The following is a 21,746-nucleotide window of genomic DNA, read 5'->3' on the forward strand; positions in this document are numbered from 1 at the left end:
TGGCCCTCACTGGTTTCACAGTGGCAACTGGTACTGGATGAAGCCCCGGTTGACCGCGACCCGGTCGTACAGGCGGCGCGCGGTGGCGTTGGATTCCTTGGTGTGCCAGTAAACCCTGCCGCAGTCGCGGGCGCGCGCCCAGTCCGCGACGGCCTCGATCAGCGCCCGCGCGACCCCCTTGCCGCGGGCTTCCGGCGCGGTGAACAGATCTTGCAGGTAACAGACGTCGGTGAGCGCGGATGTACTGGGATGCATGAGGAAATGCGTGATCCCGACGAGCTCGCCGCCCAGGTGGGCGCCGAGCGCGTGCATCCGCTCCCCCGCCTGGAATTCGCGCCAGGCTCGGTCGTAGACCTCCTGGGGCGCGACACGTTCGTAGAAGGCGATGTACGCGCGAAACAAGTGTTCCCAGGCTTCGCGGTCTTCGGGCTTCAACGGCTCGATGGTGATCATGTGGCCCTCCCAGTGATCAACCGAGCCTAGGGTTTAGCCGCTGTCTCGCGAGTGGCCAATCACGCGCTAAAGCAGGCTGCCACTCGTCAGCTGACGGCTTGCTTCACCAGGGTGGCGATGCGCCGTTCCACCTCCGGGGTGACGCCGGTCAGCGCGAAGGCCGTCGCCCACATCGCGCCGTCGTCCAGCCGGGCGGCCTCGTTGAAGCCGAGCGTCGCGTACCGCGTCTTGAACTTGGCCGCCGCCTGGAAGAAGCAGACGATCTTGCCGTCCAGCGCGTAGGCGGGCTGGCCATACCAGAGTTTCGGCGCGAGCATCGGGGCGTTCGCCTTCACGACGGTGTGGACCAGCTCGGCCAGCGCCCGGTCCTCTTCGGGCATCTCGGCGATCTTCGCGACCACGTCCTGCTCGGCCGCCGCCGCTTTGTCGGCGGCGGAACCGCGGCGGGCCGCCTTCTTCATGTCCTGGGCGTGTTCCTTCATCGCGGCCTTCTCTTCGGCCGTGAATCCTTCGTACGTGGTGCTCATGGCGGCTTCTCCTTGGTAAGCGGCGAGCGGGGGCATCCGGAAGTGGCACATCAGGACTGGGCGGCGAGAGCCGAGGTCTCCCAGGCGAACCCGTCGAGGTCGGTGAACGGGGCGACGCCGCAGATCGCGATGCGGTGCGAACCGGTGCCCTCCGGGGACACGCCGGCGTCCTTGGCCAGGGCCTTGCGCTTGTACAGCGCCAGCTTCACGGGGCTCGAGCCGGATTCGAACTCGACGTACACGCGGCCGAAGCTCTTGCCCACGGTGAGGCCGTGCTCGACGTAGAACTTCTTGCTCGCGGCCACGTCGGCGACGCCCAGCAGCAACACGATGGCGTCGAATTCACGGGCGGCCGGCGCGGTGTTCTTCTTCGCCGAGGTGGCGATCTTCCAGATCGCGCCGTCCGGAGCCTGGACGGTTCCGCCGTAACCCCACATCGACTTCGCGGCGGGCTTGATCACGGTCGCCCCGGCGGCGACGGCGGCGTCGATGAGCGCGTCGGCGTTGGCGGGCTGGGAAACCGTGAGGGAGAGGGTGTAGCCGCGGAAGCCGGTGGACGGCTCCTGCGAAGCCCGGAAGCGCAGTTCCGAGCCGAGCCCGAAGGCGGTGGTGTAGAAGCGTTCGGCGGCCTCGGTGTCGGCCACTTCGAGGGTGATGGCGTCGATGAAGTTCATGCCGGTAACGCTATTTCCGGGCGGGCTTCCGGCGCTTCTCGATTCCTGATCGGTCACATCGGCGCTGGTCGGAGGCTTGCTCCGGCGCCCCGCAGGCGTCGAACACGGCGGTGGCGTGATCGAAGGGACGACACGCGTGATCAGAGGGACGACACGTGTGATCCAACGGCCGACACGTGTGTCCAGACGGACGTCTCTCGGCGGAACTCGGCCGCGAGCGTGCCGGCCGTCCGATCACACGTGCCGGCCGTTGGATCACGTGTGCCGGCCTGTCTGAACGCGAAACACCGGCCCGCGGGCACGTGTGCCCGCGGGCCGGTGAGCGGCTCGGGTGATGGAGCTCAGTCGAGGGTGGCGTCGTCCAGCATCGCCGACTCGGCGCCGAACTCGCGGAGTTCGTCGCGGATCACGGTGTAGGCCAGCCCCTGGGGATAGCCCTTGCGGGCGAGGAAGCCCAGCAGGCGGCGGATCGCCGTCTGCTCGTCGACGTTGCCCAAGGAGCGCATGCGCTTCCGTACCAGCTCTCGGGCGCGCTGCTCCTCTGCCTCTCGGTCCACCTCTTCGGCGGCCTGGACGGCGATATCCCCATCGATTCCTTTGCGTTTGAGTTCGGCTACGAGGGCGTTCCGTGCCAGGCCCATGTTGGCATGGCGGGAACGCACCCACATCTCGGCGAACTCGGCGTCGTTGATGAGCCCTGCCTTGTCCAGCTTACCGAGCAGGGTCTCCGTCGTCTCCTCGTCGAAGCCCTTGCGCTTGAGGGCCTGACGCAGTTCCTCCGTGGAACGCGGGCGCGCGGCCAGGAGATCGAAGCAGATCTCCTTGGCCTTCTTCCTCCGCTCGTCCGGCGGCAGCTCCGCCGGATCCACTTTGGGCGCACGCATTCAGCTATCACTCCAGTCGAAACGATCGATCGGTGACTTCACCCCTGGCGGGGGTCTGGGGGTTCGCCCCCCAGAAGGCACGGCGAAGGGATCCGGCGAGTGCTCTCCGCGAGCACACTTCACCCGATCCCGCGGCCGCGGAACTCAGAAGTCGACCGGCGCGGGGGCGGCTTCGGCGTCGACGGCGGCACCGATGCCCAGCTTCTCCTTGATGCGCTTCTCGATCTCGTTGGCGATGTCCGGGTTGTCCAGCAGGAACTTGCGGGCGTTCTCCTTGCCCTGGCCCAACTGGTCGCCCTCGTAGGTGTACCAGGCGCCGGACTTGCGCAGGATGCCCTGGTCGACACCCATGTCGATCAACGAACCCTCGCGGGAGACACCCTTGCCGTAAAGGATGTCGAACTCGGCCTGCTTGAAGGGCGGGGCGACCTTGTTCTTCACGACCTTGACGCGGGTGCGGTTGCCGACGGGCTCGCCACCGTCCTTCAGCGTCTCGATGCGGCGGACGTCCAGGCGGACCGAGGCGTAGAACTTCAGCGCCTTACCACCGGTCGTGGTCTCCGGGGAGCCGAACATGACGCCGATCTTCTCGCGCAGCTGGTTGATGAAGATCGCGGTGGTGCCGGAGTTGTTCATCGCACCGGTCATCTTCCGCAGGGCCTGGCTCATCAGCCGGGCCTGGAGGCCGACGTGGTTGTCGCCCATCTCGCCCTCGATCTCGGCGCGCGGCACGAGCGCGGCGACCGAGTCGATGACCAGGATGTCGAGCGCGCCGGAGCGGATCAGCATGTCCGCGATCTCGAGCGCCTGCTCACCGGTGTCCGGCTGGGAGACCAGCAGCGCGTCGGTGTCGACGCCGAGCTTCTTGGCGTACTCCGGGTCCAGCGCGTGCTCCGCGTCGATGAACGCGGCGATGCCGCCGTTCTTCTGCGCGTTGGCGACCGCGTGGAGCGCGACGGTGGTCTTACCGGAGGACTCCGGACCGTAGATCTCGATGACCCGGCCGCGGGGAAGGCCACCGATCCCGAGCGCGACGTCGAGTGCGATGGCGCCGGTGGGGATGACCTCGATCGGCGCGCGGCCCTCTTCGCCGAGGCGCATGACCGAGCCCTTGCCGTACTGCTTGTCGATCTGGGCGAGGGCCAGTTCGAGCGCCTTGTCCTTGTCGGGTGCTGCTGGTGCCATGGAGTCCACCTCGTTGGTTGAGCCGGGTAGGGCTTGTTCAGTTCTGAGCTGTCGGGTCCGACGCTACGGGCGACCACCGACAATTCCAGGCCTCGCGCCCAAGCTGTGGATCGCTGACCCCGTTGTGGACAACACCCTAGACGAACGTGTGTTCGAGGCCGCGACCGACACGCCGTCGCGCTAGGGTTCTTGCCTTTTCGCCGAGGTCAGCGCCGCTCGGGCGGGATCTCGAAGGCTTCGCAGACCGCCCGCCAGACGTCCTTGGCCGAGGTTCCCGCGTCGAGGGCCTGTTCGACGGTCCGGCCCCCGAGTTCGCCGAAGACGTGATCCCTGGAGAGGGTTTCCGCACGTCCGGGACCGAATTCGTCGGCCATCAGCCGCCGGAAGACCGTGATACGCATCGGGAGAAGTCTAGCCCCGCCTCGAGCACGAAACGCGTGAAGGCCCCCTTCCCTCGGCTGAGCCGAGGGAAGGGGGCCTTCACGCGCGAACAGGGGACTATTCGCCCGGCTGGACGCTCTTTTCGAAGTAGTCGGCCAGTTCGCCCGGCGTCGGGTTCTGGCCTTCGGTCGGGACCTGGTAGATGAAGCCGACCAGCGGCCGGTCGGTCACGGTGAACACCAGCACGGCGGCGTTCCGCCCGGCGGCCGAGGAGTACTGGCCCTCCAGGGCGTTGCCTGCCCACTTGGCCTCGGTGCGGTCTCCCCCGGCCGATTTGAGCAGTCCGTCGGTGTAGGCCTTGAGCTTGTCCGCGGAGTCGCTCTGCAGATAGGTCACCTGGGTCCCGGCGCGGCCAGGGGCGGAGCAGGTCGACGTCACGCCGAGATCCTCCGCCGGTTTCGCCGGCCCGTTGCCCATACCGGGTTTGCAGTCGCCGGTGTCGGCGATCTTCCCGGCGAGCTGGCGCAGGCAACCGGTGAGGCCCTTGTCGTCGGCCGCACCGGGCGCCTTGCACTCTTCGGCCGTGTAGGTCGCCACCGAAGAGGACGTCAGGAAGTAGGTGAGCCCGGCGGCGAGCAGCACGACGACGGCCACGATGGCACCGATGACCAGCGGTTTCTTCTTGCTCGCGGGCGCCTTGTCACCGGTGGTCTGCCCGGCCAGCGAGTACGTCGGGAAATTCGTCGGCGCGGGCTGCTGCTGAACCTGCTGCGGACCACTGTTCGGGTAACCCGACTGGGGGAAACCGCCGGACTGACCGGGGCCGTTCCCCTGGTATCCGGGAATCGACGCGACCTGCTGCGGCGGCGGCGCGTACGGGCCCGAAACGCCGGGGTGCGCACCGGTTCCCGCGGCGACCTGCCCTTCGACGCCCTGCGTGCGCGAGCTGATGCCGTCGGAGGCGACGTGCTGGGCGCCGAGCGCGACCGCGGTCTCGGGCTGGTCCAAGCTGCCGGGGACGACGCCGAGCTTCTCCGCGATCAGGCTGCCGACCAGCGGGAGACGGCTCGAACCGCCGACGAGGTAGATGCCGGCGAGCCGGTCCGGGGTCATCCCGGCCGAGCGGACCACTCGCGACATCAGCTCGACACTGCGCAGCATCGAGGGCCGCACCAGCGCTTCGAGTTCCCCTCGCGTGACGAGGACGTCCTCGAACGGCTCCGGCATCGGGACCTCGGTCTGAGGGTGCCGCGAGAGGGCCTCCTTCGCCGCCTTCACGTCCTCCTGCAGCGCGCGCCGCGTACGACGGTCCGGAGTGGACTCCGGCCGCAGGACCCGCTGCCAGCGCTGGGGATCCTTGTGCGAGACCTCGCGGCCGACGTGCACCAGGAGCGCCTGGTCGACGTCGAGACCGCCGAGGTCGGGGAGGCCGTCTTCGGCGACGACGGTGAAGCCGCCGTTCGGGGTCGCGCCGACGATCGCGACGTCGAAGGTGCCGGCGCCGAGGTCGTACACGGCGAGCGCCTGACCGGGCGCGAGCGTCTTGCCGGGGAACGACGCGAAGTGCGCGGCCGCGGCGACCGGCTCGGGCACGAGCACCAGGTTGCCGCCCATCCCGGCGAGCCGGGCGGCGGACAGCAGCACGTTGCGGCGGGTCGGGCCCCACTGCGCGGGGTGGGTGAGCCGGACCTCGTCGGGCAGGTCCCCGCCGAGCTGGCGGGTGGTCTCGTCGAGGACGCGGCGCAGGATCGCGGCCAGCACCTCGCTGACCGGGATGACGTCGGTGCCCAGCAGGAGCGTCTGCTCGTCGATGCGGCGTTTGGGGTTGGGCTCGAAGCGGGTCGGGTCGAGACGGGCGCGGCGTTCGGCGTCGCGGCCGACCATGATCGTGCCGTCCTCGGTGGCGAACACCGCGGACGGCATGTTGGCCGAACCGTCGACTTCGACCACGCGCGGAGGCCTCCCGTGCGCCGAAAGGACGGCCACGGTGTTGGACGTCCCGAGGTCCACCGACAGGATCCGCACAGCTCATACCCCTTCACAGACGAACGGCGACCGCCCCAGCACTGATCCGGTCGCGCTGGCGGTGATGCTCCCATGAGCGAGGTCACCGCACGTGCGGAACCCGCCGAACTCGTCCCCGAGCGGGTGCCTCGTCACAGCCTCGGAGCGAAACTGTCGGTGGTCCGGCGCAGTATGGAGGGCGTGGCACACGTACTCGACCTCTTCTCCCCCGCGACCAGGGACTGGTTCACCGGGGCCTTCGCCGCGCCCACCCGCGCGCAGGAGGGCGCGTGGCGTGCCGCGCACGCGAAGGAACACGCGCTGGTCGTGGCCCCCACGGGCTCCGGTAAGACGCTCTCGGCGTTCCTCTGGGCGCTGGACAGGCTGTCGGTCGAGCCGCCGCCGTCCGAGCCCAGGAAACGCTGCCGTGTCCTCTACGTCTCCCCGCTGAAGGCGCTGGCGGTCGACGTCCAGCGCAACCTGCGGGCACCGCTGGCGGGTATCTCGCAGGCGTCTCGGCGGCTCGGGTTGCCGGTGCCGGACATCGGCGTCGGCATGCGCACGGGCGACACCACCGCGGCCGAGCGGCGCTCGTTCGGCAAGACCCCGCCGGACGTGCTGGTCACCACGCCGGAGTCGCTGTTCCTGATCCTCACCTCCTCCGCCCGCGATTCGCTGCGCGGCGTGGAGACGGTGATCATCGACGAGGTGCACGCGGTCGCGGGCGGCAAACGCGGCGCGCATCTGGCCCTGTCGCTGGAGCGGCTCGACGCGCTTCTCGAAAAGCCCGCCCAGCGGATCGGGCTGTCGGCGACGGTCCGGCCGATCGACGAGGTGGCCTCCTTCCTGGCGGGCGGCAGGCCGGTCACCATCGTCCAGCCGAAGCTCGCGAAGACGATCGAGGTCCGCGTCGAGGTCCCGGTCGAGGACATGTCCGACCTTGACGGTCCGCAGGGGCCGAAGCAGAACGAAGACCTCGACGCGGGCCTCGCACGGCTCCCCGGGTCGCTGGAGGACATCGACGGCGCGCCCCGGCGGCCGTCGATCTGGCCCGCGGTGGAGGAGCGTGTCCTCGAACTGATCCAGGCGCACCGGTCGACGATCGTGTTCGCCAACTCGCGGCGGCTCACCGAGCGGATGACCGCGCGGCTCAACGAACTCGTCGCGGAGCAGGCCGAACTGGAGCCGGATCAGCGGTTTCCGGCCGAGGCGATCGGCCAGTCCGGGCTGACCACCGGGGCGGCGCCGGTGATCGCGCGGGCGCACCACGGCTCGATGTCGCGCGAGCAGCGCACCCATGTGGAGGAGGAGCTCAAGTCCGGGCGGCTGGCGTGTGTCGTGGCGACGTCCTCCTTGGAGCTGGGCATCGACATGGGCGCCGTCGACCTCGTCGTGCAGATCGAGGCGCCGCCGACGGTCGCATCGGGACTGCAGCGGGTCGGCCGGGCCGGACACCAGGTCGGCGCGGTGTCGAGCGGGGTGATGTTCCCGAAGTTCCGGGGTGACCTCGTCTCCTGCGCGGTGGTCGCGGAGCGGATGGCGTCCGGGGCGATCGAGGCGGTGCGGTACCCGCGCAACCCGCTGGACGTGCTGGCGCAGCAGGTCGTGGCGATGGTGGCGCTCGAGTCCTGGACGGTCGACGAGCTGGCCGCCCTCGCCCGCCGGGCGGCGCCATTCGCGTCCCTTCCGGACGACGCGTTGCTCGCCGTGCTCGACATGCTCGCCGGCCGGTACCCCAGCGAGGAGTTCGGCGAGCTGCGCGCCCGGATCACCTGGGACAGGGTCACCGGCGAGCTGCACGGCCGTCCGGGGTCGCAGCGGCTGGCGGTGACCTCCGGCGGCACGATCCCCGACCGCGGCCTGTTCACCGTGATGACGCCGGGTTCCGACGGCAAACCCGGGTCTCGCGTGGGCGAGCTCGACGAGGAGATGGTCTACGAGTCCCGCGTCGGGGACACGATCCTGCTCGGCACCTCCTCCTGGCGGGTCACCGACATCACCCACGACCGCGTGATCGTGGTCCCCGCGCCGGGTGAGCCCGCCCGGATGCCGTTCTGGAAGGGCGACGCCCCCGGCCGCCCGCTGGAACTGGGGCGGGCGCTGGGCGCGTTCGTCCGTGAACTGTCCACTTCGGAGCCGTCGGTGGCCAGGGAACGCGCCGCCGTCGCCGGGCTGGACGAGTACGCCTGCGACAACCTGCTGGCGTACCTGGCGGAGCAGAAGTCGGCCACGCGGCATGTGCCGAACGACAAAACCGTGCTGCTGGAACGGTTTCGCGACGAGCTGGGCGACTGGCGGGTCATCCTGCACTCGCCGTTCGGCGCGCAGGTCAACGCGCCGTGGGCGCTCGCGATCGCCGCGCGGCTGCGGGAGAACCGCGGGGTCGACGCCCAGGTCGCGCATTCCGACGACGGCATCGTGCTGCGGCTGCCCGAGGCGCTCGACATGGACGGCGCCGAGGTCACCATCGGCGTCGAGGACGTGCTGCTCGACCCGGAAGAGGTCGAGCAGCTGATCGTCGCCGAGGTCGGCGGTTCGGCGCTGTTCGCGGCGCGGTTCCGGGAATGCGCGGCGCGGTCGCTGCTGCTCCCCCGCCGGGATCCGCGCCGCCGCACCCCGCTGTGGCAGCAGCGGCAGCGCGCGTCCCAGCTGCTTTCGGTCGCGGCCAAGTACGAGCGGTTCCCCGTGGTGCTGGAAGCGATGCGGGAAGTCCTGCAGGACGTGTACGACGTCGGCGGGCTGCGCGAACTGATGTCCGACGTCCGGTCCCGCAAGGTCAAGCTGGTCGAGGTCGAAACGCCGTCGGCGTCCCCGTTCGCGCGCAGTCTGCTCTTCGGTTACGTCGGGATGTTCCTGTACGAGACGGACGCCCCGCTCGCGGAACGGCGTGCCGCGGCGCTGGCACTGGATTCGACGCTGCTGGCCGAACTGCTCGGCACCGAGGCGATCCGGGAGCTGCTGGACGCCGAAGTCGTCGCCGAAGTCGAGCGCTCCCTTCAACGCCTCGACCCGGACAGGCACGCCCGCAACGCCGAGGACGCCGCGGATCTGTTGCGGTTCCTCGGCGATCTCTCGATCGAGGAGGCCGCGGCGCGCGGCATCCAACGGGAATGGCTGGAGGAACTGGAAGCCGCGCGGCGGGTGATCCGGGTGCGCATCGGCGGTGGAGAACGCTTCATCGCCATCGAGGACGCCGGCCGCGTGCGGGACGCGCTGGGCACCGCGCTGCCGGTCGGTGTGCCGGAGGCGTTCACCGAGCCGGTCGAGGATCCCGTCGGTGACCTGCTGTCGCGCTATTCGCGCAGCCGCGGCCCGTTCAGCGCCCGGCAGGCGGCCGAGCGGTTCGGGCTCGGGACGGCCGTGGTCACCGGCGTCCTGGACAGGCTGACCGCGCAGGGCAGGCTGGTCCGGGGCGAGCTGAGCCCCGTCGGGCATCCGGAGACCCACGGCGTCGGGATGGAGTTCTGCGACGCTTCAGTGCTGCGTAGGCTTCGGCGGGCGTCGCTGGCCCGGCTGCGGGCCGAGGTCGAGCCGGTCGAACCGGCCGCGCTGGGGCGATTCCTGCCGTCGTGGCACGGCATCGGGGCGCGAGTGCGGTCGGCGCCGACGGCGGACGACGTGCTGTCCGTGGTCGAGCAACTGGCCGGTGCCCCGCTCCCGGCGAGCGCGGTCGAGTCGCTGATCCTGCCGAGCAGGCTGCCCGGCTACACCCCGTCGCTGCTGGACGAACTCACCACGGCGGGCGAGGTCACCTGGTGCGGCTGCGGCTCCCTGTCCGGTGGGGACGGCTGGCTGGCGCTCGCGCCCACGGACGTCGCCGATCTGCTGTTGCCGGATCTCGACGACGATCTGCCCTCCGGCCCGCTCCATGAGGCCATTCTGTCCACTTTGGAGGGTGGAGCGCAGTTCTTCCGCCAGCTCGTGGACCGGGCGTCGCCGTTGGTCGAAACCCCGCCCAACGACGGTGAAGTCGTGGCGGCGCTGTGGGATCTCGTATGGGCGGGCCTGGTCACCGGGGACACGCTGGGCCCGCTGCGGGCGCAGGTCTCCGGTTCCGGCGCGGCGCACAAGCCACGCCGTCAGGCTCCTCGCGGCCGGTACGCGCGGCTTCGGGCCGGGCGCCCGGCGATGCCTTCGCGCACCGGGCCGCCGACGGTGGCCGGCCGCTGGGCACTCACCCCGGGGCGGGAAGCGGATCCGACCAGGCGCGCGCTGGCGCGGACGGAGGCCTTCCTGGAACGGCACGGCGTCCTCACCCGTGGCGCCCTCGACACCGAGCGTGTGACCGGTGGCTTTTCGGGGATCTACAAGGTTTTGCGTGGCATGGAGGATTCGGGACAGGTCGTCCGGGGGTACGTGGTCGAGGGGCTCGGCGCGGCGCAGTTCGCGGCGAAGGGCGCCGTCGACAGGCTGCGCGCCCAGTCCGGGAACCAGCGCACCACCACGGAAGGCGCCGTCGTCCTCGCCGCCGCCGACCCGGCCCAGCCCTACGGCGCCGCGTTGCCTTGGCCCGCCGCGACGGGCGACACGAAACACCGTCCGGCAAGGAAAGCGGGTGCGCTGGCGGTGCTCGTGGACGGCGTCCCGGCGATGTACGTCGAACGAGGCGGCCGGTCGCTGCTGAGCTTCACCGAGGATCAGGACAGGTTGCGCGCGGCCGCGCGGGCGCTGTCCACGGCGGTGCGGGAAGGCTGGCTGGGGCAGCTCGCGGTGCAGAAGGCCGACGGCGAGGTGGCGCTCACCTCCGAGCTTTCGGCCGTCCTCCAGGAGGCGGGTTTCCGGGCGACTCCCAAGGGGCTGCGCCTGCGGGCCTAGAATCACCGCTCAGACCTGCGGAGAAGGACGTTCGAACATGGTGATGCGCGACCTGCGCTATTTCGGGGATCCCGTGCTCAAGACCGTATGCGACCCGGTCACGACATTCGACAAGAAGATCGAGTCGCTGGTGACCGATCTGATGGACGGGGTGAAACCGGCCGGGCGCGCGGGTCTCGCGGCGCCGCAGATCGGGGTCGGGCTGCGGGTGTTCAGCTACGACGTCGGCGGCCTGAGCGGGTACGTGATCAACCCCGAGATCGTCGAGCTGTCCGATGAGACACACGAGATCGGCGAGGGCTGCCTCTCGGTGCCCGAGCTGTGGTTCCCGGTCGTACGCGCGAAGCACGCCGTGGTGCGCGGTGTCGACCTGCGCAACGAGCCGGTCGAGGTCGAGGGCGTCGACGTGCTCGCCCAGTGCCTGCAGCATGAGACCGACCACCTCGACGGCAAGCTGTACCTGGAGCGCCTCACCCCCGAACGCAAGAAGCGCGCGCTGGGCGAGGCTCGCGGCAAAGACTGGTTCTGGAACCGCTGACCTCTCCCGCCTTTCGTCCTCTGGATGCGGTGGTCGGTAACCCGAACTACCGCATTCAGAGGACTAAACGCGAGGGCCGGGGAGCCGGAAGCGCAGGGTGCCCGGGTCGCCGGGGGCGCGTTCGGGGCGGAGCCCCACGCGGGTGGCGGTGCGATGGAGGGAGTCGTCGCCGGGCAGGCAGACGGCGGTGAGTTCGCGCTCCCCCTTGGCCAGGGCAAGGGTGGCGAGCCGGGTCAGCAGCGCGGTGCCGATGCCTTGGCGCTGCCAGGAATCCTCGACCAGCAGCGAGACTTCGGCCGCGCCGCCGTCGGCGGACGGGATCAGCTGGCCGAGACCGATCACGTCCCGGCCGCAGACCGCGAGCAGGCTGCTCCCGCGCGGCGGCATCAGGAGCCGGTGCAGCCAGCGACGCGGCACGGCGCGCATTCCGGTGTGGTAGCGGTGGAAGAGCGTCGTCATCGAGCATCTCTGGTGCAGCGCGGACACCGCTTCCGCGTCACCGGGGACGCCCTTGCGCAGGACGATCGCGGCGCCGTCGGCCCGGTCGAGCACGATCGGACCGGTCACGTTGTCGCGGACGGCGGCGATCAGGCCGGTCAGCGCGACGGCGCGGCTCAGTTCCAGCTCGACGAACGGCGACCACCGGCGGCGCGCGACGAACGCGGCGCCGTCCCCCACCGGGAACACCGCGCGGTGCCCGCCTTCCGTGCGGGCCGGGTTCGCTTCGATCGACGGGACCTTGGTGACGACGTCGGCCGCGAGGACGCCGCGGAGCACTTCCGCGAGGCCGCCGGGCTCCTCGACCGCCCGCTTGGCCGCGGTGAGCGCTGCGGTGGCCGGGTCGACCAGTTCGGCCAGATCCGCGTCGATGACGGCGGAGCATTCGCATCCTTCGTCGCGGATCGCGTCGACGAGCAGCTGGCGAGGCAGGCCGGTGGCCGGCCGCAGGACGATCTCGTCGAGCACGCCGCCGGGGACCGGGAGCACCGACAGCCCGAGGATGTTGCATTCGAGGTCGGCGAGCCGGATCGCGATCCTGGCCAGCGTGCCGGGGCGGTCGTCCACGCGGATCCGGACGCGCCAGGCCGACGCGGCGGCGGTCTCTTCGCGGGGATGGACCAGGGTGGGCCGGACTCGATAGGTCTCCATGACTCCACGGTCCCGGCCGGTTGTTGCCTGCCAACGGCGCGGGTGTTTCGCTCACGTCAGCGTTCGACGCCACCGCGCAACCCCGGCGAAACACTCAGCGGGGCGGAAGCACGCTGAACTCGTTGCCCTCCGGATCCACCATGGCTTCGCCACGCTCCCCTGAGGCGCCCAGCTCCCGCAGGCGCCGGATCTCGGCCGCCCGGCTCTTGCCCCGCCGTGGCGCGATTTCGAACCGCAGCCTGTTCCTGTGCCGCTTCTCTTCTCGCGTGGCGAGGAACTCGATCCACGGGCCGCGGCCGTCCGGCGGCCGCAGGCCGACGATCGTCTTCTCCCGGACGCCGACCTCCCAGCCCAGGGCGGCCGCCCAGAACCGCGCGAGCCGCTCTGGATCGAGCGCGTCGGTGACGACCGAGGCGATCGCGCCGGTGCCCTCGTACTGCTCGCGTGGCTCGAGGACGCAGAACTCGTTGCCCTCCGGGTCCGCGAGCACCACCCACGGCACCCGTTTCTCCTCCGGCGGGCCCTGGCCGATGTCGACGTGCCGTGCGCCGAGGGACAGCGCACGGTCCACCAGCTCGGCCTGGTGCCCGGGCGAACGGCTCGCCAGATCCAGGTGCAACCGGTTCTTACCCTGTTTGGGGCCCGGCTCGGAGCGGAACGCCGGTTCGAACGGGGCGTCCCAGCTGAACAGCCCTTCCCAGAAACCCGCCAGATCTCTGGGAAGGGCCGAGTCGAAGACCAGGTTCACCAGCTGTGCCACCACACCGGTGAATCTAGACGGCACCACCGACACTTCTGGGCGTTCCGGGCACATCTTCAAGCTCCGCCGACTGGCGCTGACCGGTTTGGCTTCCCCACCGACCGGTCATCGGGTCGCGAGCCGCAGAAGGGCCCAGAGTTGTCCCGCCATGTCCTGGTCTCCGCTGACCGTCACCGCCGTCGGACCCGCCCGGCCCCAGAGCCAGCGGTAGATCTTGTCCGGCTTGCCGGTGACCAGGTCGTCCGCGCGCTGGGCCTCCTCGGCCGAGCACCGCCAGGCGACCGTTTCCGTGGGCCCCGCCCTGGCGATCCAGGTGTGGCCCGCGGTGCGTACGCCGACCGAACCGGTCTTGGTCCCGGACAGCCCCAGCAACGGCAGCCGCTGGCCGAACCAGAGCACCAGCGCCTCGTCGATCCCGTCGAGTGCCACGTCTTCGGGGATCTCCGACACGTCCCGGCCGGCCGCGCCCTCCGCGTCGATCCGGTGGATCGTCGTCTCGTGCGCCATCCGCCGCCGCCAGAACCCGTAGCTGCGGTCCGCGGGCCACCAGGTCGGCGCCAGTTCGTCCGGGTCGTGCGCGGACAGTTCGGCGACGAGTTCGTCCCGGCCCTCGCGGAAGTACTCCGCCAGGCTCTGTCCCGGCCCCGGTTTGCGCTGCCAGTGCTCGGGACGCCGCCCGTCGGTGATCCAGCGGCGGGTGACCCGGTACACGCTGCCCACGTGCCTGAGCACCTCCCCGAGCGTCCAGCCCGGGCAGGTCGGGACCGGCGCGTCGGCGGACGCGGTATGCGCCACCCGGGCCATCAACTCGGTTTCGGCGCCGATCACCTCCAGGAACCTGCCCTGGTCGATCATGGCCTGCCCGGCCATCGGGCACCCCCTCTCCGTGGCGCGCTCTGTCTCTCGGTGAACCCGCGTCCGCGATCGGCGTCGGCAGGGCGCAACCTGGTCTTTCAAGTCACGAAGGTGGCGAAGGCGCCCTGCCACCGCGGTAGCGGGGCCTTCGGCCAGGCGGATTCACGGGTACCGCCGACCGGCCGCTAAGCCACAGACGCCGAATCACCCATCGGCAGCCCGTGCACCACCCGTCGCACCAGTTCCAGGAACACCGTGGCGGCCCGGGTCAGCTCGTCCGCCAGCTCGACGGTGACCTTGCCGGTGATCCCCGCCTGAGCGGCGGCCCGCGTCGCCGAATTGGCCGCGAAGAACGCCGCCCATTCCTTGAGCTCGGGCGCGACGGAATCGAGCAGCACCCAGCCGCTCGCCGGCCGCGCACGGCCCCGGTGCGGACGGCCCCGGGCCTCCAGCACCGCCGCCGCTCCGCGCAGCGCGGCGAGATACGCCCCGATGAACCGCTCCGCGGGATCGCTTTCCCGCTCTGCTTCGGCGAGCCCCCGCCTCGCCTGTGCGTACAAGGAGACCGCCGCGGGTGGTGCCGGCGGGCGCAACGACATGGGCAGGGCGGGCTGTGCGGCGCCCCCCGGCCTCTCGGCTTCGTCGGGGGACACGACCGAAACGGACATGACGACCCTCCTCCTGTACGTGAGCGCCTGCCGGTGCCCGGCGCCGAGGCGCTTCCCCCGCCCCCGCGCCGGGCACCTACCGGTGCGCGCTCACCGAATGTCGAACGTCTGTTCGAACAAGTCCAATGTAACCCCGAAGTGCCCCATTCCTCAACCCCGTACCGGGGTGATCGCCGCATGTGGTGCGGGACACGGCATCGGCCACGTGATCTCATAGGCGTATGAGCACCATCGACCATCCCTCGGTGGCCAAGGTCGCGGCCGCGCTCGCCGAGGCGGGCCAGCAGGCCGCGGCGGACGGGATCCGGATCCTCCCCGCCGAAGTCCGCACGGCCGCGCAGGCCGCCGAAGCGCTGGGTGTCGAGGTCGGCGCGATCGCGAACAGCCTCGTCTTCCGCAGCCGCTCCGGCGACATGGAAACGGCCCTGCTCGCCCTGACCTCCGGCGCGCACCGCGCCGACACCGGCCTCCTCGCTTCGCTGACCGACGCCGACGAGATCGGCAAGGCGGACGCGGATTTCGTCCGCGCGCACACCGGGCAGCCGATCGGCGGTGTCGCCCCGGTCGGTCACCCGAAGGCGTTGACCACCCTCGTCGACACCGCGTTACGCGCGCACGAGGTGGTCTGGGCCGCCGCCGGGCATCCGAAGTCGGTGTACCCCACGACGTTCGACGACCTCGTCGCGTTGACCGGGGGCACTCCCGCGGACGTCGCGGGCGGCGGGCAGGATGGGCGCCCGTGACCGCGATGTCCTCGGAATGCACCCGTTACGTCCAGCTGTCCGCGGACGAGTTCCGCGCCCGGCTCCCCGAGGCGCTGACCATCTACGTCAACGCCATGCGCTACCCCGAAGGCACGGCGGAGCAACGCGCGCCGATGTGGCTCACGCACGCGCTGCGCGAAGGCTGGCGCTGCATGGCCGCGCTCGACGCGGACGGCGTCCTGCTCGGGCTCGCCTACGGCTACAAGGGCCGCGGCGGCCAGTGGTGGCACGAACAGGTCCGCCACGGCCTGACCCGGCGTGAGGGCCAGGCCGCCGCCGAGCACTGGATGTCCGACTACTTCGAGCTCACCGAGATCCACGTCAGCCCCGAAAGCCAGGGGAAGCGGATCGGCGAGGACCTCCTGCGACGGCTGCTCGACGGCGTGCCCAGCGCCCACGTCCTCCTCTCCACGCCGGAAGGCACCAGCCGGGCCTGGAACCTGTACCGGCGGGTCGGGTTCGTCGACGTGCTGCGGGACTACCACTTCGCCGGGGATCCGCGGCCGTTCGCGATCCTCGGCCGGACGCTGCCGCTCTAGGGCCTCGAATACGCCACGGTGAGCGCGGCGATGAGCACCACCGCGCCGCACCAGCCCACGGCGCCGAGCCGTTCCCCGAGCACGGCCATGGACAGCAGCGCGGCGGTCAACGGTTCGAGCAGGGCGGACAGCGCGGCCAGGACGGGATGCGCGCTTTCGAGGCCGCGGAAGTACGCGGCGTACGCCAGCGCCGTCGGCACGACGCCGAAGTAGACGACGAGCGCGAGCACGTCGGCCTGGAACGGCACCGCCATCCCGAACCACAGCGCCGCGGGGGCGAGCGCGGCACCGCCGATCAGGCAGCCGAAAGCCGTGGTGGGCAAGGGATCGAGGCCTTCGACACGGGTCGCGGTCACCAGTGTCAGCGCGGCGAACCCGGCCGCGGCGAGCAGCGCGAACAGCACTCCGGCGACGTCGACCTCCTGGCCGGGCGTCCACTGCAGCAGCGCGAGCCCGACGAGGGACCCGGCCACCGACACCGCCGTCCACGCTCCGGGAAGGCGGCGGGTCTTGACGGCCGTCGCGACGGCGAGCAGGACGGGCGCGCTGCCGATGGTGGTCATCGTCGCGACGCTCACCGAACTCAGCGAGACCGAGGCGAAGTAGCTGGTCTGGAAGAGGGCGAACAGGCCACCGACGGTCAGGAGACGGCGGCGGACCTGAGCGGTGCGGGGGAAGCCGCGGAGGCCTCCGGTGAGCCAGAGATAGCCGGTGGCGATCACGCCGCCGATGAGCAGCCGGTACGCGGCGACGCTCAGCGGATGCAGCCCCGCGCGGGACGCGAGCAGGGAGCCGGCGAGGCCGCCGGTCCCCCAGAGGACTCCGGCGAGGACGAGCGCGGCCGACGATCGGGCGCGCGTGGGTACGGCAACGGACATGGGGAAACGCTCCTGCGTCTGTGTCGGTCGGAAAGGACGTCGACGACGCGGGGTGCTTCAGTGCAGCACGGATCGGCCGGGCGGCTGGAACGCCGCGCGGCCGGAGACACCCCGCTCAGGAGGCGGGGGGTGGGGTGACGAGAAAGATCCGGTGCACGAGGGGAACGTATCAAGGCGGGCAAGTGAATAAAGCTGAAGGGCGCTTTCCCCGCGTGGCTGCGAGGAAAGCGCCCTTCGGCTCAGTCGAGCGCGGCCAGCATCTCCCGCAGGGTGTCCAGCCCCATCCCGCCGAGCGCCAGCGCCCGCGTGTGGAACTGCTTGATGTCGAACGCGTCGCCCTGCCGCGCGCGGGCCTCCTCGCGGGCGGCCAGCCAGAGCCGTTCGCCGAGCTTGTACGACGGCGCCTGCCCGGGCCAGCCCAGGTAGCGGTCGATCTCGTCGTGCACGTGGGCCGGGTCGGTGACGGTCCGGGTGAGCATGAACTCCAGGCCCAGTTCGGGCGTCCACCGCTCGCCCTCGTGGAAGCCGGTGCCCGCCGGGATCTCCAGTTCCAGGTGCATGCCGATGTCGACGATCACGCGCGCGGCGCGGAACAGCTGCTCGGACAGCATGCCGAGCAGCTCGCCGTCGTCGGCGAGGAAGCCGAGGTCCTCCATCAGCCGCTCGGAGTACAGCGCCCAGCCCTCGGCGTGCCCGGAGGTGAACGCCAGCAGCCGCTGGTACTTGTTGAGCGACTCCGACTGGTCGACCGCGGTCGCGATCTGCAGGTGGTGGCCCGGCGCGCCCTCGTGGTAGACGGTGCTGACCTCGCGCCAGGTGGTGAACTCGTCCCGGCCCTGCGGCAGCGACCACCACATGCGGCCGGGGCGGGAGAAGTCCTCGCTCGGGCCGGTGTAGTACGCGCCGACGGTGCCGCCGGGCGGGGCGATCTTGCACTCCAGCGCCATCACCCGGTCGGAGATGTCGAAGTGCTTGCCGCGCAACGACTTCAGCGCGTTGTCGGACAGATTCTGCATCCAGGCCTGGAATTCTGCCCGGCCGCGGACGGTGTACTTGGGATCGGCGTCGAGGACGGCGGCCGCCTCGGCGAGGGTGGCGCCGGGCTTGATCCGGCCGGCGACCTCGCGCATCTCGGTTTCGAGGCGGGTGAATTCGGCCCAGCCCCAGGCGTAGGCCTCGTCCAGATCCAAGGTGGCGCCGGTGAACACCCGGGACCACAGCTTGTACACCTCGGCGCCGACGGCGTCCTTGACCGGCGCCAGCGGGGCGAGTTCCGCGCGCAGGAAACCGGCGAACTCCGCGTACGCCTCCTGGGCGGCGTGAGCGGCCTGGCCGAGTTCGGCGCGGAGCTTCTCGTCGACGTTCTTCGCGTCCGCGACGAGCGCCTCGAAGAATCCGGTTTCGTCCTTCAGCCCCGCCCAGGTTTCGGCCTGCGTGGCGACCTTGCCGACCTGACGCAACGCCGACACCCGGCCCGCGTCCGCGGCCGTGAGCAGCGAGGTGCGGAGACCGTCGAGCGCTTCGGGCACCCTCGCCATCCGGGCGGCGATCGTCGCCCAGTCCTCCGCGGTCTCGGTCGGCATGTAGTCGAAGACCATGCGCACTTCCTGCACGGGGCTTTCGATCACGTTCAGCACCGCGAGGTCGAGACCCGCCTCGTGGATCTCCAGCTGCAACCCGATCCGCTCGGTGAACACCGCCTTGGCCGCGCGCTCGCCGTCGTCGACGGGTTCGGCCGCTTCGATGTCGGCCAGCGCGCGGGCGGCGATGGCGGCCCGCGCCGCGTGCCCGGCGGGCGAGTAGTCGGTCAGCTGGTCGTCGTATCCGGTGATGCCGAACGTCGTCGCGGCGACGGGGTCGGCCGCGGCGTACTCGTCTACGTACCGGTCACAGATCTGGTGCACACTTCGCGCGGTTGAAGCCATGACCGGCACGCTACCGGGACGGCGGGCGACTTCGGTACGGAGTTACGCGCGGGCCGGGACCAGCCCGAGCCTGCTGACCACCTCGCGCGTGGCCTTGGACCGGTTGAACGTATAGAAGTGCAGGTCGGGGACGCCTTCGGCGATGAGCCGCTCGCCCAGTTCGGTCACCGCGTCGATCCCCGCGGCACGGAAGGCCTTCGGGTCGCCGGCCAGCGGTTCGAGCCGGTCCAGCAGCCGCCGCGGCGCGGGCGCGCCGGACAGCTTGATCGACGTGTGCAGGGTCCGCGGCGTGGTCAGCGGCATGATCCCGGGGATCACCAGCGCCTCGCAGCCCGTGGCCGCCACCCGGTCGCGCAGGCGGAGGAAGTCCTCCGGCTCGAAGAACAGCTGCGCGATCGCGAAATCCGCGCCGGCGCGGAGCTTGCGCACGAGGTACTCGGTGTCGGCTTCGAGGTTCGCCGAGCGCGGGTGGCCGTACGGGAAGGCCGAGACGCCGACGCAGAAGTCGCCGAGCGAACGCACCAGCTCGACGAGTTCCTCGGCGTAGTTGAGCCCCTGCGGATGCGGGACCCAGTCGCCGTAGACGTCGCCCGGCGGGTCCCCCCGCAGCGCGAGGATGTTCCGCACGCCGACGGCGGCGTACCAGCCGATGACGTTGCGCAGTTCCGCGACCGAGTGGTTCACGGCGGTGAGGTGCGCCATCGGCACCAGCGTGGTTTCGGTGGCGACGCGGGCGATGCTGCGGATCGTGCCGTCGCGGCTGGAGCCGCCGGCGCCGTAGGTGATCGACATGTACGCCGGGTCCAGCGGCTCGAGTTCCCGGATCGACTTCCACAGGACGGCCTCGTCGGCCGCGTCGCGGGGAGGGAAGAACTCGATGGAGAACACGGGTCCATCACCCTGCAACCGCTCGACCACCGAAGTCATTCCGTCATTTTAAGGGGGAATGTCCGCTGGCTGGGAGCCCCTCTCAGGCATTGGGCGTGCGACTTCAGCCACGTACGAGCGGTTGCCGAGTAGCGCGGGCCTGGGGAGACTCGATGGCGAGCACAGGGAGCCGCCATGAGCGCCGAAACCGACACCAGCTGGGACGAGGACGTCCGCGTCGCGGTCTACCGCGCGTTCGCCGAGCACGGGAGGCCGCCGACGGCCCCCGAACTGGCCGACGCCGCCCACGGATCACTCGCGGTGGCGAAACAGGCGCTGCACCGGCTCGCGGAGCGGCGGCATCTCGTGCTCGACGAATGCGAGCACGTCGTGCTGGCGCATCCGTTCGCGGCGATCCCGCTGGGGTTCTCCGTGATGGGCGCGCACACGCTGTGGTGGGGCGGCTGCGCGTGGGACGCCTTCGCGATCCCCCATCTGGTCAAGGCCGAACCCGAGGTGCTGGTGTCCACGCGCTGTCGCGGCTGCGGGGAGCCGCACGCCCTGCTGGTGAACGACCGCACCCCGCCGAAGGGTGAACTGGTCGCGCACTTCCTGGTGCCGGTGGCGCGGATGTGGGACGACGTCGTCCACACCTGCGCCAACCAGCGCCTGTTCTGCGGCGAGTCCTGTGTGGACGGATGGCTGACGGAAACGGGGCACGACAAGGGTTACGTCATGGATCTGGCGACGCTGTGGCGGCTCGCGGCAGGCTGGTACGAAGGCAGGCTCGGGCACGGGTACACCCGCCGGGATCCGGCCGCCGCGGCCGCGTACTTCGCGCGGGCCGGGCTGAGCGGGCCGTTCTGGAGCTAGACCAGGAACCGCAGTACCGCCGTGACGACCACCCCGCAGAGGATCGCGGCGAGCGCGGGCACGCGCAGCGCGTAGGTCACCGCGATCGCGGCCAGTCCGGCACAGAGCGTCCAGTCGAGCCCGGACCAGTCCGGACCGATCACGTCCGTGAGCACGAGACCGGCCAGCAACGCGGGCGCGAGCAGCGCGATCACGGCCGCGACCCGCGGCGGCAGCGTCCGGTCGCCGAGCAGGACCGGCCCCGCCGCCTTGAACCCGATGCTGACCAGCGCCACGAGGACGATGGCGAGCCAGAGTGTCATCGCCGCACCCCCAGGCCGACCAGCGCGGCGGCCGCGGCGCCGATCAGGGCGAGCCCGACCGGGACGAACAGCACCAGAATCCCGGCCAGGCAGGCGGCGAGCGCCGCGGTGAGGACCGCCTGGCGCGAACGGCGGAGTTCGTCGATGAGCAGGATCAGGAAGAAGCCGGGGAACACGACGTCGAGCCCGAACCGCGAGACGACGTCCGGTGGTGGCGCGGCCAGGACGCCGAGCACCGTCCCCAGCACCCACGCGGGCAGCTGGACGAGCGTGCAGCCGATGAGCTTTTCGCGATCGAAGCGCCCTTCGCCGAGGTGGGCGGCCACCCACGAACCGTCGACGACGGCCTGGCCTTCCCACGCGCGGCGCAGGCGCCCACCGCGCAGATCCGAGGCGACGGCGGCGCCCATCGGCAGGAACCGGGCGTTGATCAGGGCCGCCGCGCCGACCGCGACGGCGAGGTTCCCGCCGCCCGCGAGCGCGGTGGCCATCGCGAACTGGGCCGAACCGGAGAACACGAGGATCGACGCGACGATCGGGGCCGCGATCCCCCAGCCCAGCGTCTGGCTGTACGCGCCGAAGGTGACACCGAGAACGAAGGTCGCGACACCCAGCCCGAGCCCGACACGGGCGCCGGCCAGATAGTTCCGCCGGAGCGTGGTCATGGGTTCGACCCTAACAAGCTAAACTGAGTTTGACCATTAG

General features: G+C 71.0%; 21 protein-coding genes. 5 read left to right on the forward strand and 16 right to left on the reverse strand.

Annotated elements, in window-relative coordinates:
• Window positions 1-15: 15 nt before the first annotated feature.
• The 7 genes from H4W30_RS28180 to H4W30_RS28210 all read right to left on the reverse strand — a co-directional run bounded on the left by H4W30_RS28180 (window position 16) and on the right by H4W30_RS28210 (window position 6,129).
• Window positions 16-453, reverse strand: a complete 438-nt coding sequence (locus tag H4W30_RS28180; RefSeq protein WP_192745577.1) for a GNAT family N-acetyltransferase — start codon at window positions 451-453, stop codon at window positions 16-18.
• 86 nt (window positions 454-539) lie between these two features.
• Window positions 540-980, reverse strand: coding sequence for an iron chaperone (locus H4W30_RS28185; RefSeq protein WP_192745578.1), 441 nt, complete (start codon window positions 978-980; stop codon window positions 540-542).
• A 50-nt stretch (window positions 981-1,030) separates the two neighbouring features.
• Window positions 1,031-1,654, reverse strand: coding sequence for a VOC family protein (locus H4W30_RS28190; RefSeq protein ID WP_192745579.1), 624 nt, complete (start codon window positions 1,652-1,654; stop codon window positions 1,031-1,033).
• Window positions 1,655-1,995: 341 nt separating this feature from the next.
• Window positions 1,996-2,523 carry a regulatory protein RecX gene (locus tag H4W30_RS28195; protein WP_185927234.1) on the reverse strand — a complete coding sequence of 176 codons (528 nt, stop codon included), beginning with the start codon at window positions 2,521-2,523 and terminating at the stop codon, window positions 1,996-1,998.
• 159 nt (window positions 2,524-2,682) lie between these two features.
• Window positions 2,683-3,723 (reverse strand): recombinase RecA, encoded by a 1,041-nt coding sequence (gene recA, locus H4W30_RS28200; protein ID WP_005164741.1) that lies wholly within the window; start codon window positions 3,721-3,723, stop codon window positions 2,683-2,685.
• 206 nt (window positions 3,724-3,929) lie between these two features.
• On the reverse strand, window positions 3,930-4,124 hold the full coding sequence (locus tag H4W30_RS28205) for a DUF3046 domain-containing protein (protein WP_192745580.1): 195 nt from the start codon (window positions 4,122-4,124) through the stop codon (window positions 3,930-3,932).
• A gap of 97 nt (window positions 4,125-4,221) precedes the next feature.
• Window positions 4,222-6,129: an Hsp70 family protein gene (locus H4W30_RS28210; RefSeq protein ID WP_192745581.1), complete on the reverse strand. Its 1,908-nt coding sequence runs from the start codon at window positions 6,127-6,129 to the stop codon at window positions 4,222-4,224.
• 171 nt (window positions 6,130-6,300) lie between these two features.
• Between H4W30_RS28210 and H4W30_RS28215 the strand changes: the two genes are divergently transcribed.
• Together H4W30_RS28215 and def are read left to right on the forward strand one after the other, a co-directional pair.
• Window positions 6,301-10,923 carry an ATP-dependent helicase gene (locus H4W30_RS28215; RefSeq protein WP_192746845.1) on the forward strand — a complete coding sequence of 1,541 codons (4,623 nt, stop codon included), beginning with the start codon at window positions 6,301-6,303 and terminating at the stop codon, window positions 10,921-10,923.
• A 37-nt stretch (window positions 10,924-10,960) separates the two neighbouring features.
• On the forward strand, window positions 10,961-11,461 hold the full coding sequence (def, locus tag H4W30_RS28220; protein ID WP_192745582.1) for a peptide deformylase: 501 nt from the start codon (window positions 10,961-10,963) through the stop codon (window positions 11,459-11,461).
• Window positions 11,462-11,524: 63 nt separating this feature from the next.
• Here def and H4W30_RS28225 read toward each other — a convergent pair whose 3' ends face one another.
• From H4W30_RS28225 to H4W30_RS28240, 4 genes are all read right to left on the reverse strand, one after another.
• Window positions 11,525-12,610 (reverse strand): GNAT family N-acetyltransferase, encoded by a 1,086-nt coding sequence (locus tag H4W30_RS28225; RefSeq protein WP_192745583.1) that lies wholly within the window; start codon window positions 12,608-12,610, stop codon window positions 11,525-11,527.
• Between the two features lie 94 nt (window positions 12,611-12,704).
• Window positions 12,705-13,373, reverse strand: a complete 669-nt coding sequence (locus H4W30_RS28230) for a VOC family protein (protein WP_192745584.1) — start codon at window positions 13,371-13,373, stop codon at window positions 12,705-12,707.
• A 102-nt stretch (window positions 13,374-13,475) separates the two neighbouring features.
• Entirely contained in the window at window positions 13,476-14,240 is a 765-nt protein-coding gene (locus tag H4W30_RS28235; protein WP_192745585.1) for a maleylpyruvate isomerase family mycothiol-dependent enzyme, read from the reverse strand.
• A 170-nt stretch (window positions 14,241-14,410) separates the two neighbouring features.
• Window positions 14,411-14,893, reverse strand: coding sequence for an SAV_6107 family HEPN domain-containing protein (locus H4W30_RS28240; RefSeq protein WP_192745586.1), 483 nt, complete (start codon window positions 14,891-14,893; stop codon window positions 14,411-14,413).
• Between the two features lie 221 nt (window positions 14,894-15,114).
• Between H4W30_RS28240 and H4W30_RS28245 the strand changes: the two genes are divergently transcribed.
• Together H4W30_RS28245 and H4W30_RS28250 are read left to right on the forward strand one after the other, a co-directional pair.
• Entirely contained in the window at window positions 15,115-15,636 is a 522-nt protein-coding gene (locus H4W30_RS28245) for a YbaK/EbsC family protein (RefSeq protein ID WP_192745587.1), read from the forward strand.
• Window positions 15,633-16,196: a GNAT family N-acetyltransferase gene (locus H4W30_RS28250; RefSeq protein ID WP_016332697.1), complete on the forward strand. Its 564-nt coding sequence runs from the start codon at window positions 15,633-15,635 to the stop codon at window positions 16,194-16,196. The genes H4W30_RS28245 and H4W30_RS28250 overlap by 4 nt, the downstream gene beginning before the upstream one ends.
• Here H4W30_RS28250 and H4W30_RS28255 read toward each other — a convergent pair.
• The 3 genes from H4W30_RS28255 to H4W30_RS28265 all read right to left on the reverse strand — a co-directional run bounded on the left by H4W30_RS28255 (window position 16,193) and on the right by H4W30_RS28265 (window position 19,926).
• Window positions 16,193-17,074, reverse strand: a complete 882-nt coding sequence (locus tag H4W30_RS28255) for a DMT family transporter (RefSeq protein ID WP_192745588.1) — start codon at window positions 17,072-17,074, stop codon at window positions 16,193-16,195. The two genes, H4W30_RS28250 and H4W30_RS28255, sit on opposite strands and share 4 nt — an antisense overlap.
• Before the next feature lie 239 nt (window positions 17,075-17,313).
• A complete protein-coding gene (locus H4W30_RS28260) occupies window positions 17,314-18,999 on the reverse strand; it encodes a DUF885 domain-containing protein (protein ID WP_192745589.1) in 1,686 nt (561 codons plus the stop codon).
• Between the two features lie 42 nt (window positions 19,000-19,041).
• On the reverse strand, window positions 19,042-19,926 hold the full coding sequence (locus H4W30_RS28265; RefSeq protein ID WP_126734949.1) for a methylenetetrahydrofolate reductase: 885 nt from the start codon (window positions 19,924-19,926) through the stop codon (window positions 19,042-19,044).
• A 135-nt stretch (window positions 19,927-20,061) separates the two neighbouring features.
• Here H4W30_RS28265 and merB point away from each other — a divergent pair, with 135 nt between their 5' ends.
• Window positions 20,062-20,739 carry an organomercurial lyase gene (gene merB / locus H4W30_RS28270; protein WP_192745590.1) on the forward strand — a complete coding sequence of 226 codons (678 nt, stop codon included), beginning with the start codon at window positions 20,062-20,064 and terminating at the stop codon, window positions 20,737-20,739.
• Here the strand turns inward: merB and H4W30_RS28275 are convergent.
• Together H4W30_RS28275 and H4W30_RS28280 are read right to left on the reverse strand one after the other, a co-directional pair.
• The gene (locus H4W30_RS28275) at window positions 20,736-21,041 is read right to left on the reverse strand and encodes an AzlD domain-containing protein (protein WP_192745591.1); all 306 of its coding nucleotides are present in this window, start codon (window positions 21,039-21,041) and stop codon (window positions 20,736-20,738) included. The two genes, merB and H4W30_RS28275, sit on opposite strands and share 4 nt — an antisense overlap.
• Window positions 21,038-21,706: an AzlC family ABC transporter permease gene (locus H4W30_RS28280; protein WP_192745592.1), complete on the reverse strand. Its 669-nt coding sequence runs from the start codon at window positions 21,704-21,706 to the stop codon at window positions 21,038-21,040. Before H4W30_RS28280 ends, H4W30_RS28275 begins: the two co-directional genes overlap by 4 nt.
• Between the last annotated feature and the right edge of the window lie 40 nt (window positions 21,707-21,746).

Origin of the sequence: Amycolatopsis roodepoortensis (assembly GCF_014873915.1) — a bacterium.
GTDB lineage: Bacteria > Actinomycetota > Actinomycetes > Mycobacteriales > Pseudonocardiaceae > Amycolatopsis > Amycolatopsis roodepoortensis.